The organism is Nocardia sp. NPDC005366, assembly GCF_040606855.1.
GTDB lineage: Bacteria > Actinomycetota > Actinomycetes > Mycobacteriales > Mycobacteriaceae > Nocardia.
This window is the reverse complement of record NZ_JBEXFQ010000047.1, coordinates 1-12,148: the sequence shown is the minus strand read 5'-3', so window position 1 is coordinate 12,148 and position 12,148 is coordinate 1. Positions and strand designations below refer to the sequence as shown.

Here is a 12,148-nt window from a genome sequence, read left to right as displayed (position 1 = left end):
CACCGTTGCCCGTTCGGTCTCCGGCTCCGTGTGAACGCTGAGGAGCCCCGCGAGCGGGTTGTGGAAGGTTCTTGACAGAGGTGAAGCGCGTCACGTATATCTTAATCACCTGATTGAATTAATCAGTCGCTTAAGACTCCTTGTCTGGGTCTTCGTGATCATTCGATGTCTCCGGCGCGACCTTCGATCGCTGTCGGGCCGAACGAAGAATGTGGTGTTGCGCGTGGCAAATCTCCCGCTTCTCAGCTCAGTGATACGACAGGCTCGACTGTCGATCCGCGACGTCGGCGCCTGCGCTAGCGGGGGAGAGGTTCGTGGCGCGGGCGTTCTCGTCGCTCGTCTTGTCCAGGGCGGTGCCCGGTGACGGGCACCGACGCGGCTACCGATCGCGAAGCCGACGACCGGCGTCCGGCTCAGCGCCCCCGTGTCGCAGTGGTGACCGGAGGAGCCTCCGGGATGGGGTTGTCGATCTGTGAAGCGTTCTCCGCGAGTGGATATCGGGTCGCGATACTCGATATCGATGGCGCCGCGGCTCAGCGTGCCGCCGAACAATTGCGGACCGTCGGAGGCACGGCCATCGGGTGTGAGGTCGATGTGACCGATCGTCAGGCGGTCGAGGAGGCGATGCGCAAGACTCGTGCCGAGTTCGGCGCAATCGAAATCCTCGTCACCAGTGCGGGTTTGGTGGGATTCTCGCCCTTCACCGAGATCACGCCCGAGGCGTGGAACCGAGTTGTCGACGTGAATCTCAACGGTGTCTTCCACTGTGTGCAAGCCGCCATCCCGGACATGGTGACCGCGGGATGGGGCCGGATCGTGACGATCTCCTCGTCGAGCGCGCAACGCGGCTCACCGCGAATGGTGCACTACACCGCTGCCAAGGGCGCGGTGGTCGCGATGACCAAAGGCCTGGCGCGCGAATACGCCGCGAGCGGGATCACCGTCAACACCATCCCACCTTCGGGTATCGACACGCCCATGCAACGGAAGTCGCAGGCAGAGGGATATCTTCCGGACGACTCCGTGATGGCGAAGGCGATTCCGGTCGGCCATCTGGGCACCGGAAATGATATCGCCGCTGCCTGCGTGTTCTTGTGCTCGGATCAGGCCGGCTACATCACCGGCCAGGTGCTCGGTGTGAACGGCGGGTCGGTGATATGACCGATTCTGCTCGTCCCCGTTTAGCCCCGCTACCGGTCCGGAAGTGGGACGACCAGACGCGGGCAATGCTGCGCGGGCACGTGCGCTCAGCCGATCGGTACCTGTCGGGCGAGCCCGACGCACCGCCGGTGCCCAATATTCTCGGCGTTCTCGCGCACCACACCGAATTGGCTTCGGCATGGCTGGCATTCAATGGCCTGCTGCTCGAACGTCCTTCGCTGGATCCGCTGGAGCGAGAACTGGTCATTTTGCGGGTGGCCTGGCGCAGTGGCTCGGACTACGAGTGGCGCCAGCACGCACGGATGGCCGTCGGCCTCGGGCTGACCGAGGAACAAATCGCCGCGGTGCGCCGTGGCCCCTCGGCGTCGGGATGGTCACCCGTGCAACGACTGCTGCTGACCACGACCGACGAGCTGATGGAACGCCACCGCGTCACCGACTGCACCTGGACCGAGCTGACGCGCCATTTCGACGAACGTCAGCTGATCGAACTGCTTTTCGTCGCCGGCGCCTATCTGTGCCTGGCAATGGTGTTCAACAGCGTTGCCCTGCAACCGGACCCGGAAAACGACAGGCCACGACCGTCCGCACACCCGGAAATGGAGGAACAACCGTGAGCGAACTCGTCAGCGAACCGACCACCCAGCGACTCTGGCCCAGACCGGCCGAAGGCAGCTGGACCCAACACTATCCGGAGTTGGGGACCGGCATGATGTCGTTCGAGGACTCGGTGTCTCCGGAGTTCTTCGAGCTCGAGCGTGAGGCGATCTTCCAGCGCGCCTGGCTCAATGTCGGTCGTGTCGAACAACTTCCGCGCACCGGCAGCTATTTCACCAAGGAACTCGACGTCGCCCGCACCTCGCTCATCCTGGTGCGCGACCGCAACGGATCGATCAACGCGTTCCACAACGTGTGCCGCCACCGTGGCAACAAACTGGTGTGGAACGAGTTCCCCCGTGCGGAATCCTCCGGAACCTGTCGGCAGTTCACCTGCAAGTATCACGGCTGGCGCTATGGGCTCGACGGCTCGCTGGCGTTCGTGCAGCAGGAAGGCGAATTCTTCGACCTGGACAAGAGCGAACTGGGACTCGCCCCGGTGCACTGCGACGTGTGGGCCGGATTCATCTTCGTCAATCTCGACACCCAGCCCAGGCAGACGTTGCGGGAATTCCTCGGCCCCATGATCACCGATCTGGACGGCTACCCGTTCGACAAGATGACCGAGTGGTACGAGTTCAAGGCCGACAATCAGAGCAACTGGAAACTGTTCGCCGACGCGTTCCAGGAGTACTACCACGTTCCCGGCCTGCATTCCCAGCAGGTGCCCAGCGCGGTGCGCACGCCCGGAAAAGGTTTCGAGTGCGCGCATTTCCAGGTCGACGGGCCGCACCGGATGGTGTCGACCGGCGGGGCGCGACGCTGGACGATGCCCGCGGAGTTCATGTATCCGATCGAACGGGTCACCCGTAGCGGCCTGGTCGGGCCCTGGGAGTCCCCGGATCTGGGTGAGATGCCGAAGGGATTGAATCCCGGCCGGGTCGATCCGTGGGGTATCGACAACTTCCAGATCTTCCCCAATATCGAGATTCTCATCTACCGCGGCTGGTATCTGCTCTACCGGTATTGGCCGACCTCCTACAACACCCACCGGTTCGAGGGCATGTTGTGCTTCCAGCCCGCGCGCACGGTCCGCGAGCGGGTCGAGCACGAGGTCGCCTCGGTGGTGTTCAAGGAATTCGCACTCCAGGACGCGGGCATGCTCACCGGCACCCAGACTGCACTGGAATCGGCCTACCGGACCGCGGGGATGACACATTTTCCGGTCAACGACCAGGAGATTCTGGTCCGCCACTTCCACAAGGCCGTCGCCGACTGGGTCGACGACTACCGCACCGAGCTGGCGCAGGGGAGTGCGCGATGACAAAGACAATGCTGCCTGCCGCCTTCGTCGATCTCGAGCCGTTCGCGCAAACCTGGTGTCTTCCCGTCGAATCCGAGCGCTACAAGCAGCGGCTGAGCAAATCGATGACGGAGATGCAAGCCTTCTATGACGCCTGTTTCCCTCGGGTGGACGACGCGATCACCTACTGCGACAAGTTTCCGCTCGCGGAGTTGCCCGACGACGCGATCCACCTGCTGCAGATGGTGTATTCGCTGGTGATCGTCGCGATGGCGATCGAGATCTTCAAACAGCCCAAACCTGTCGACAGCGCCGACGCCGAACTCGAACGCGTCGCCGAACCCTGGCCCTGACCTGTTCCTCCACCTCGGCCACACCGTCACCCGCGGCCAGTGACCGGAAGGACCACACTCTCATGACAATCACCATCGCCAAGCTCAGCCACGATGTCGGCGCCGAGGTCCAGGGGGTCGACCACCGCACCTTACTCGCCGACCCGTCTGTGCCCGACACAATCCTCGACGCCCTCGAGCGGCACGGTGTCCTGGTGTTCCGGAATCTGCATCTCGATCCCGAGACGCAGGTGGCGTTCTGCCGCAAACTCGGCAAGGTCGACACTTCACCGGGGCATCATCCCGTCGAGGGCATCTACCGGGTGAGCCTCGATGCGACGAAGAATTCGTCGGCGAGCTACCTGCGCGCGACCTTCGACTGGCATATCGACGGCTGCACCCCCGAGGACGACGCCTACCCGCAGATGGCGACGATGCTCACCGCCGAAGCCGTCGCAACCAGCGGCGGAGAGACCGAATTCGCCAGCACCTATGCGGCTTTCGACAACCTGAGCGATGCAGAAAAGAAGTACCTCGCGCCACTGCGTGTCCTGCACTCCCTCGAAGCCTCCCAGCGGGGTGTGACCGCGGATCCGACACCGGAACAACTCGCGGTGTGGCGACGCCGGCCGACCAAACAGCATCCGCTGATCTGGACGCACAAATCCGGTCGCCGGTCGCTGGTGCTGGGTGCCTCGACCGACCATGTCGTCGGACTGGCGCCGGGTGAGAGCCGGGCGTTGCTGGACGGCCTGCTGCGCCGCTGCACCGCACCCGAGCGCGTCTACCGACACGAGTGGTCGGTCGGTGACACCGTGATCTGGGACAACCGCGGCGTCATCCACCGCGCCGCGCCGTACCCGCAAGATTCGCCGCGAGAAATGTTGCGCACCACCGTGCTCGGTGAAGAGCCGATCGAATAACCCCTCACCCACAGCCCTTCAGGAGTTACACCATGCCTCGTTGGCCCAAGCCCGCCGAGGGCAGTTGGACGCAGCACTATCCCGAACTCGGCACCGCACCGATGTCCTACGAGGACTCGATCTCGCCGGAGTTCTTCGAACTCGAGCGCGAGGCGATCTTCAAACGCGCCTGGCTCAATGTCGGTCGCGTCGAACAACTTCCGCGTACCGGAAGCTACTTCACCAAAGAAATCCACGCGGCGCACACCTCGCTCATCGTGGTCCGCGACCGCGAGGGCAGCGTCAACGCCTTCCACAACATCTGTCGCCATCGCGGCAACAAACTGGTGTGGGACGAATTCCCGCGCGAGGAGACCTCGGGCACCTGTCGGCAGTTCACCTGCAAATACCACGGCTGGCGCTACGGACTCGACGGGTCACTGGCGTTCGTGCAGCAGGAAGAGGAGTTCTTCGACCTCGACAAAGCGACACTCGGCCTGGCGACAGTGGCCTGCGAGGTCTGGTCCGGATTCATCTTCGTCAACCTCGCCGCCGAACCGCGTCAGAGCCTGCGGGAATTCCTCGGCCCGATGGTCACCGGCCTGGAAGGCTATCCGTTCGACAAACTCACCGAACGCTACAGCTACAGAGCCGAGGTCGGCGCGAACTGGAAGCTGTACATGGACGCCTTCCAGGAGTTCTATCACGCCCCGATCCTGCACGGTAAGCAGACACCGGACAACTTCTCGCTCGCCGCTCAGCAGGCCGGATTCGAGGCGCCGCACTACCAACTCGACGGCCCGCACCGGCTGGTCAGCACCTCCGGTGTCGTCACCTGGGAACTCGACCCCACGATGCGTAAACCGATGGAGGACATCACCCGCAGCGGATTGTTCGGGCCATGGGACGTCCCGGATCTGGGGGAGATGCCCGAGGGACTGAATCCGGCGGGGTGCGATCCGTGGGGCCTGGACTCCTTCCAGTTGTGGCCGAATTTCGTCATCCTCATCTGGTCCGGCGGCTGGTACCTGACCTACCAGTACTGGCCGACCGCGTACAACACCCATATCTTCGAAGGCAATCTGTACTTCCCGCCGGCGCGAAGCCCACGCGACCGCGTCGCACACGAAATGGCGGCCGTCACCTTCAAAGAGTATGGGCTGCAAGACTCTTCGACACTGGAAGCGACGCAGATCATGCTCGAGTCCCGCGCGGTCACCACATTCCAACTCAACGATCAGGAGATCCTGCTGCGGCACCTGCACAAGGTCGCCGCCGACTGGGTCGGCGAGTACGAACGCGAACGTGCGGAGGCCCGACGATGAGCGAAACCCTGTTGCCCAGCGAATTCAGCGACTTGGAGCAATACGCGCCACGGTGGTGCCTGCCCACCGAAACCGAACGCTACGACCGCCGCCTGGACAGTTCCATGGACGATATGCAGCGGTTCTACGACGCCATCGTCCCACGCGCCGAGGACGCGCTGGTCTACTGCGACAAATTCACCGTCGACGACATCCCGGAAGACGCCAAGAACCTGATGTATCTGCTGTATTCGATGATCCAGGTGTCCTTCCCCATCGAAGTGTGGAGCCAGCCGCGCATCCCCGACACCGGGTCGGCGTCGCTGACCTGCGTGATCGAGCCGCCCCTATGACCGAGCACATCGTCGTTCTGCGCGCGGCGGCCTGGGTCGATGTCGACACCGGGCAGCGGCACACCCCGGCCGTGATCGTCGTCGACGGCAACCGCATCGCCGCGATCGATCCACCCGAACTGCCCGCCGGAGCGCAAATCATCGACCTGGGTGAACTCACCCTGCTGCCCGGGTTGATGGACATGGAGATCAATCTCCTCATCGGCGGCCCCGACAATCCCTCGGGGCTGCCGAACCCGATGCACGGCGTGCAGGACGACCCGGTATACCGCACCTTGCGGGCCACCGTGAACGCCCGCACCACCCTGCACGCCGGATTCACCACGGTCCGCAACCTCGGCCTGATGGTGAAAACCGGCGGCTACCTGCTCGACGTGGATCTGGGCCGCGCCATAGGGCAGGGCTGGGTCGAAGGTCCGCGCATCGTCGCCGCCGGGCACGCGATCACCCCGACCGGCGGTCACCTCGATCCGACGATGTTCCAGCGGCTCGCGCCGCACATCATGCCGCTCAGCGTCGAGGAGGGGCGCGCCAACGGGGTTCCACAGGTCCGCGAATGCGTCCGCTACCAGATCAAATACGGTGCCGAGGTCATCAAGATCTCCGCATCCGGCGGAGTGATGTCACACGGCACCGTCGCAGGCGCACAACAGTATTCCGACGAGGAACTGGCCGCGATCGTCGACGAAGCCCACCGCGCCGGAGTCAAAGTCGCCGCCCATGCCCACGGCGACGCCGGAATCCGCGCCTGCGTCCGGGCCGGGGTCGATTGCATCGAACACGGATCCCTGGCCAGCGACGACACCATCGCGCTGATGGTCGAACACGGCACCTTCCTGGTGCCGACCAGTTACCTGTCCGAAGGCCTCGACGTCTCCAAAGCCGCACCGGCACTGCAGAAGAAGGCCGCCGAAGTCTTTCCCCGCGCACGGGAGACATTACGCAAGGCGATCCGGGCCGGGGTCAAGATCGCCTGCGGCACCGACGCACCCGCCGTCCCGCACGGCCACAATGCCAAAGAGCTGTGGGCGCTGGTCGACCGCGGCATGACACCGGCGCAGGCGTTGCGCGCGGCCACCATCGTCAGTGCCGAACTCATCGACGTCGAGGACCGCGGGCGTCTGGCACCGGGCCTACTGGCCGACATCATCGCGGTACCCGGCGACCCCACCGTCGACATCACCACGCTCGAAGACGTGCGGTTCGTCATGAAGGACGGACGCGTCCACAAGAACATCTGAAACCATCCGCTATCAGGAGGTACGACATGGCCAAGGGAATCCTCTACGTCGAGTCCCGGCCCAACTCCCCCGAAGAGGCCGCCGCATTCAACCATTGGTACGACCACATCCACATGAAGGAAATGCTGGGAATCGACGGCATCGTCTCCGCCCGACGATTCGCCCCCGTCACCGGGGGAGCGTTCGTCGCGATCTACGAGATCGAGGTCGAGGCCGAGGATATCGCCGTCGTGCAGGCGCGCCTGGCCGAGATGACCAAGGCCGGAGGGTTCTCGCCGCCCGTCGGGCTGTCCACCGATCCACCGCCGACCGTCCGTTTCTACCGCGACATCACCGCGCCGGCACCGTGATGAGCCGAGACGATCTCACACGAGGCACGCCCGTGGTGACATCCGAACACCTCTACATCGCCGGAGGCTGGGTCGCGCCGGCGACCACCGAGACCATCGAGGTGATCTCGCCGCACACCGAGCAACTCGTCGCGCGTGTTCCCGCCGCGTCCGCGGCCGATGTCGATCGGGCGGTGGCCGCCGCACGCACGGCCTTCGACCACGGGCCGTGGCCACACACCGACCCGAGCGAGCGGATAGCACTGGTACGGCGGCTGGCCGAGCGCTACTCCACCAGGGAAGAGGAACTCGCCCAGCTGATCACCACCGAAATGGGTGCGCCGATCACCTTCGCCCGATCGGCGCACGCCGGACTCCCCGGTGTCATGATGCGCGCGTTGGCCGATGTCGCCGAGAACTACCCGTGGCAGCAGACCCGATCCGGATTCCTCGGCGGCGACGTCCTCGTCGTCAACGAACCCGTCGGCGTGGTGGCCGCGATCATCCCCTGGAACATGCCGATGTTCCTGCTCGTCGCCAAACTGATCCCTGCCCTGCTCGCCGGCTGCACGATCGTGGTCAAACCGTCGCCGGAGACACCCCTGGACGCCCACCTCATGGCCGAACTGCTCGACGACCTCGGCCTGCCGCCGGGTGTGGTCAGCATTCTGCCCGGCGACCGGGAGACCGGACGTCACCTCGTCACGCACCCGCTGGTGGACAAGGTGTCATTCACCGGCTCCACCGCAGCAGGACGACAGGTGGCCGAAGCCTGCGGGGCCGCGCTGCGCAGGGTCAGCCTCGAACTCGGCGGCAAATCCGCCGCGGTAGTCCTCGACGACGCCGACCCCGACGCTGTCGCCGAAGGCATGCTGGTCGCCGGACTGATGAACAGCGGTCAGGCCTGCGTAGCCCAGACCAGGGTGCTGTTGCCACGACACCGCAGCGCGGAATTCCTGGAAGCTCTCGTCGACAGAGTCGAAAAGCTCACCGTCGGTGATCCTTTCGATCCGTCGACCAGGGTGGGACCGATGGTCTCACAACGTCAGCAGCACCGTGTTCGCGGCTATATCGAAGATGCGAAGGACCAAGGCGCGCGCCTGCTCACCGGCGGCGCCGCGTTGCCGGAAACGGTTGAACGCGGCTGGTACATCCGGCCCACCGTCTTCGCCGACGTCGACAGTTCGATGCGCATCGCCAGGGAAGAGATCTTCGGACCGGTCCTGAGCGTGCTCACCTACACCGACGACGAACACGCCGTCGAGATCGCCGACGCCACCGAGTACGGACTCTCCGGCTCGGTGTGGACCGCCGATATCGACCGCGGCCTCGGTCTGGCCCGCCGCATCCGCTCCGGCACCCTCGGCATCAACCAGCCCTACAGCATGGACCCCGCCGCGCCGTTCGGCGGCGTGAAGAACAGCGGTATCGGACGCGAGTTCGGGCCGGAAGGTATCGGCGCCTACCTCGACACCAAATCCATCTCGGTACGCACGGCACCCGCTGCGGCACAACCGATATCGGGTGATGGCCGCGACCGGGCAGAGAGGGTGGGGCGATGAGACTGACCTTCGATGACGACGTCGAGGCATTCCGGGCCGAGTTCGTGGCGTTCCTCGACGAGCACCTTCCGCCCGAGGCCGAGGCGATCGAGCGTCCTCGCTCTACCGCCCACATCCCCGACTGGGCGCGACGATGGCAACGACTCCAGTTCGAGCACGGCTGGCTGCTGCCGGGTCACCCGCCACGATTCGGCGGGCGCGACGCGGGCATCCTCGAGCAGTACGTGCACAAACAAGAACTCGCCCGACGCCGCATCTACCAGAACTTCAACCCCCAGGGCCTCGGAATCGTCGCCGCCTCCCTGATCACCTTCGGCACTCCCGAACAGCACGAACGCTGGGCGATCCCGATCCTGCGCGGAGATCTCACCGCCGCGCTCGGCATGAGCGAACCCGAAGCCGGATCCGACCTCGCGGGACTGCGCACCCGCGCCCGCCGCGACGGCGACCACTTCGTCGTCGACGGCCACAAACTCTGGACCTCCGGAGCCCACGACGCCGACGTGATACTGACCTTCGTCCGCACCGACCCCGACGCCGCCAAACACCGCGGCCTCTCGGTCCTGCTCATCCCCACCGACACTTCGGGAATCGAACGCCGCCCCATCGCCAGCGTCTGCGGCCCCGACGACCTCGACTTCAACGAAGTCACCTTCACCGACGTCGTCGTCCCGGCGGACAACCTCATCGGTGAACTCCATCAGGGGTGGAAAGTCGCCAACGGCTCACTCGGCCATGAACGAAACCTATTGTGGCTCAGCTACGCCGACCGTCTCGACCACCTCGTCGACGACTTCCGGCCGGGCACCGAACTCGACGCCGACCACTACGCGGACCTCGTCATGGACGCGCACGCGCTCCGACTGCTCGGCTCGGCCGCACTCGCTCGCGCCGCACGCGGCGATCGCGACACCGCCGCGGTGTCGGTGCTCAAACTGTTCGGATCCGAAGCCGTCCGAAACGCCACCGAGCACGCACTCACCGCGGTTGGTGTCGACGGACTCGACCAGCCCACTGTCACAGCACGATTCAACCCACTCAACCCCGAAGAACTGGCACCGGGCTGGTTCGAGCGCTACGTCCGCAGCTTCGCCCACACCATCGCGGGCGGCACCTCCGAAATCCAACGGAACATCATCGCCGAGCACGTCCTCGGACTGCCACGACGCTGAGGACGGACCTGCTCCATCGACCTGCGCCGACCTTCGGGTGCATTCAGCCGGGCCCGGAGACGAAAGATTCCGCCGAGCGGAGATTCACGGAATATCGAACGTCGACACCACTCCACGACACGCCGACGGCCACCTGGTGCGGCGCCCGGGCAGGGGGCGCGAGACCAGGTGTCCGCGGGATCGTTCGCCGCCAACCCCGACGGGCGATCGATCCAGGAACGCGCGATCGGCGATCGGTGGGTAGACCCACCGATCGCCGTTCGTACTTATGGTCTCGTCATCGCGTGAGCGCGTTGCGCAGATCGGTGAGGCCGGCGCGGCGCTCGTAGGCGATCGCGGCGAAGATCGCGGCGAGCACGAGCGGGAAGATTCCCATCGCGGGCTTGTCGGCGATGAAGGCCTGCGTCGCGGCGGCGAGCACGGTGAGAACCGACAGACCCGCGGCGGCCAGGGCGCTGAGTCGTGGCACCATCAGGCCGATACCGCCCGCGACCTCGACGACTCCGATGAAGATGAGCAACCCGATGGGGATGGTCAGATTCTCGGGAGCGTTGTCGGTGAGAGCATTCGGCATAACGAGCTTAGGTCCGCCGGAGGCGATGATGAAGAACAGGCCGAGCAGGATCTGCAGGGTCCACAGGACGCGGTTGCGGATCTTGCCGGGACGGTCGGTGGTGGTGTCGGAGAAGGTGGCGGTGGGGTTGGCGGTGGTCATTTCTGGTCCTTCGGGTCGGTCGCGCCGGGTTGGTAGCGCGTTCGACTGATAGGACGGAGCACCGTCGCGGGAATCATCGCTGTCCCGTGAAAGTTTCTCGAACGGGACCGGCTGAAGTGATGGCGTGGCACCCGGTTCCGGGGGCACGGGAGGTGTTGTCGACCGGGTCCGGATTCGCTTGCAGGCCGGGCCCGCCGAGCGCGGGGGTAGGGTCGGCGGGGTCGTATACGTAGACCGTGCTGCCACCGGTGGGCAGGTCGGTGCTCAGTCCGCCCGCGCGGTGCGGGTGCAGACGTTCGGTTCGCGTGCCGGGCGGGGGCCAGGAGGCCAGGTCGAACCATCGGTCGGTTCCGGTCAGGTACGCGCGGATCGGCGCGACCCGGTCGCTCTCGGCGTCGGTGAAGTGTTCGCGCAGGAACGCGACGGTCTCGCTGACCGAGGGGGCTCCCATCCCTTGCGAGAGATGGCCCCACGGCTTGACGGTGAGACGTGGGGGCCGTCCCGCCTCGGCCAGTTGGGCGTAGTTGCGTAGCTGCCACGGCAGAAAGATGTCGTACCAGCCGGTGATCATGTAGACCGGCGCGGTGACTTCGGAAACGGAGGCGGTGTGCGACTGCGGGGTCCAGAATTCGTCGGTGAGCTTCTCGTGACCGATCCAGTCCTGATACCAGCGCACGCGATGCCCGGTCGCCGCGAGATCCCCCTCTGCCAGCGGCAGCACATCGAATGCTCTGTGCAGCTTCGGATCCGGGCGTAGCAGACTCAGGATCATCCTGAATCGCTGCCCGTTCAGCATGCGATCCATCATCTGGCGCCGAAGGTGGCGATAGGCCCTGCGGCCCATGGTTGTTCACGTACCCACCGGTGAGTGCTGATGCCGTCTTCAAATAGGGCGCCGAGAGCCCCGCCGGATGCCGAGCCCGCGACCGCCGACACTCGAACCATTGTGATTCGAAGGGCCCCCGGAAGATCCTCGCGTGCCGCGCACCCGTGCGGGCCTGATCGAGTGCTCGCACCATGCACATCGGGCTGGCGCAAGCAACATCGGCTCATCGGCATCATCGGACGTTCCGCGCGGACGTCAACGGCCCGAGATGGCCTCGGGCCGTTGATCTTCGGACTGTCGTAGCTGGCCGCCCGGCAGGGGTGGCGACAGCGTTGTCGATGACGAAATCCG

At 65.3% G+C, this 12,148-nt stretch carries 13 protein-coding genes; 11 read left to right on the top strand and 2 right to left on the bottom strand.

Features of this window, described 5'->3' with window-relative positions:
- Window positions 1–432 precede the first annotated feature (432 nt).
- The 11 genes from ABZS43_RS33125 to ABZS43_RS33075 all read left to right on the top strand — a co-directional run bounded on the left by ABZS43_RS33125 (window position 433) and on the right by ABZS43_RS33075 (window position 10,256).
- Entirely contained in the window at window positions 433–1,161 is a 729-nt protein-coding gene (locus tag ABZS43_RS33125) for an SDR family NAD(P)-dependent oxidoreductase (protein WP_355039965.1), read from the top strand.
- Window positions 1,162–1,226: 65 nt separating this feature from the next.
- Window positions 1,227–1,778 (top strand): carboxymuconolactone decarboxylase family protein, encoded by a 552-nt coding sequence (locus tag ABZS43_RS33120; protein ID WP_355039939.1) that lies wholly within the window; start codon window positions 1,227–1,229, stop codon window positions 1,776–1,778.
- Window positions 1,775–3,082 carry an aromatic ring-hydroxylating dioxygenase subunit alpha gene (locus ABZS43_RS33115; RefSeq protein WP_355039938.1) on the top strand — a complete coding sequence of 436 codons (1,308 nt, stop codon included), beginning with the start codon at window positions 1,775–1,777 and terminating at the stop codon, window positions 3,080–3,082. Before ABZS43_RS33120 ends, ABZS43_RS33115 begins: the two co-directional genes overlap by 4 nt.
- Window positions 3,079–3,414 (top strand): hypothetical protein, encoded by a 336-nt coding sequence (locus ABZS43_RS33110; protein ID WP_355039937.1) that lies wholly within the window; start codon window positions 3,079–3,081, stop codon window positions 3,412–3,414. The genes ABZS43_RS33115 and ABZS43_RS33110 overlap by 4 nt, the downstream gene beginning before the upstream one ends.
- A gap of 62 nt (window positions 3,415–3,476) precedes the next feature.
- Window positions 3,477–4,316, top strand: coding sequence for a TauD/TfdA family dioxygenase (locus tag ABZS43_RS33105; protein ID WP_355039936.1), 840 nt, complete (start codon window positions 3,477–3,479; stop codon window positions 4,314–4,316).
- Window positions 4,317–4,348: 32 nt separating this feature from the next.
- Window positions 4,349–5,620, top strand: coding sequence for an aromatic ring-hydroxylating dioxygenase subunit alpha (locus ABZS43_RS33100; protein ID WP_355039935.1), 1,272 nt, complete (start codon window positions 4,349–4,351; stop codon window positions 5,618–5,620).
- The gene (locus tag ABZS43_RS33095) at window positions 5,617–5,952 is read left to right on the top strand and encodes a hypothetical protein (RefSeq protein WP_355039934.1); all 336 of its coding nucleotides are present in this window, start codon (window positions 5,617–5,619) and stop codon (window positions 5,950–5,952) included. Before ABZS43_RS33100 ends, ABZS43_RS33095 begins: the two co-directional genes overlap by 4 nt.
- The gene (locus tag ABZS43_RS33090) at window positions 5,949–7,193 is read left to right on the top strand and encodes an amidohydrolase family protein (protein ID WP_355039933.1); all 1,245 of its coding nucleotides are present in this window, start codon (window positions 5,949–5,951) and stop codon (window positions 7,191–7,193) included. Before ABZS43_RS33095 ends, ABZS43_RS33090 begins: the two co-directional genes overlap by 4 nt.
- A gap of 26 nt (window positions 7,194–7,219) precedes the next feature.
- Window positions 7,220–7,543, top strand: a complete 324-nt coding sequence (locus ABZS43_RS33085; RefSeq protein ID WP_355039932.1) for a hypothetical protein — start codon at window positions 7,220–7,222, stop codon at window positions 7,541–7,543.
- Between the two features lie 35 nt (window positions 7,544–7,578).
- Window positions 7,579–9,084: an aldehyde dehydrogenase gene (locus tag ABZS43_RS33080; protein ID WP_355039964.1), complete on the top strand. Its 1,506-nt coding sequence runs from the start codon at window positions 7,579–7,581 to the stop codon at window positions 9,082–9,084.
- A complete protein-coding gene (locus tag ABZS43_RS33075; protein ID WP_355039931.1) occupies window positions 9,081–10,256 on the top strand; it encodes an acyl-CoA dehydrogenase family protein in 1,176 nt (391 codons plus the stop codon). Before ABZS43_RS33080 ends, ABZS43_RS33075 begins: the two co-directional genes overlap by 4 nt.
- A 277-nt stretch (window positions 10,257–10,533) precedes the next feature.
- Here ABZS43_RS33075 and ABZS43_RS33070 read toward each other — a convergent pair whose 3' ends face one another.
- Both ABZS43_RS33070 and ABZS43_RS33065 read right to left on the bottom strand, forming a co-directional pair.
- Window positions 10,534–10,971 carry a DoxX family protein gene (locus tag ABZS43_RS33070; RefSeq protein ID WP_355039930.1) on the bottom strand — a complete coding sequence of 146 codons (438 nt, stop codon included), beginning with the start codon at window positions 10,969–10,971 and terminating at the stop codon, window positions 10,534–10,536.
- 73 nt (window positions 10,972–11,044) lie between these two features.
- Window positions 11,045–11,767: a CocE/NonD family hydrolase gene (locus tag ABZS43_RS33065; protein ID WP_355039929.1), complete on the bottom strand. Its 723-nt coding sequence runs from the start codon at window positions 11,765–11,767 to the stop codon at window positions 11,045–11,047.
- Between the last annotated feature and the right edge of the window lie 381 nt (window positions 11,768–12,148).

Excerpts from the sequence above, each read along its gene's own strand:
- ABZS43_RS33095 (WP_355039934.1), top strand. The coding sequence starts at position 5,617 with ATGAGCGAAACCCTGTTGCCCAGCGAATTCAGCGACTTGGAGCAATAC.
- ABZS43_RS33120 (WP_355039939.1), top strand. The coding sequence starts at position 1,227 with ATGCTGCGCGGGCACGTGCGCTCAGCCGATCGGTACCTGTCGGGCGAG.
- ABZS43_RS33070 (WP_355039930.1), bottom strand. The coding sequence starts at position 10,971 with ATGACCACCGCCAACCCCACCGCCACCTTCTCCGACACCACCACCGAC.
- ABZS43_RS33105 (WP_355039936.1), top strand. The coding sequence starts at position 3,477 with ATGACAATCACCATCGCCAAGCTCAGCCACGATGTCGGCGCCGAGGTC.
- ABZS43_RS33110 (WP_355039937.1), top strand. The coding sequence starts at position 3,079 with ATGACAAAGACAATGCTGCCTGCCGCCTTCGTCGATCTCGAGCCGTTC.
- ABZS43_RS33075 (WP_355039931.1), top strand. The coding sequence starts at position 9,081 with ATGAGACTGACCTTCGATGACGACGTCGAGGCATTCCGGGCCGAGTTC.
- ABZS43_RS33085 (WP_355039932.1), top strand. The coding sequence starts at position 7,220 with ATGGCCAAGGGAATCCTCTACGTCGAGTCCCGGCCCAACTCCCCCGAA.
- ABZS43_RS33065 (WP_355039929.1), bottom strand. The coding sequence starts at position 11,767 with ATGCTGAACGGGCAGCGATTCAGGATGATCCTGAGTCTGCTACGCCCG.
- ABZS43_RS33100 (WP_355039935.1), top strand. The coding sequence starts at position 4,349 with ATGCCTCGTTGGCCCAAGCCCGCCGAGGGCAGTTGGACGCAGCACTAT.
- ABZS43_RS33090 (WP_355039933.1), top strand. The coding sequence starts at position 5,949 with ATGACCGAGCACATCGTCGTTCTGCGCGCGGCGGCCTGGGTCGATGTC.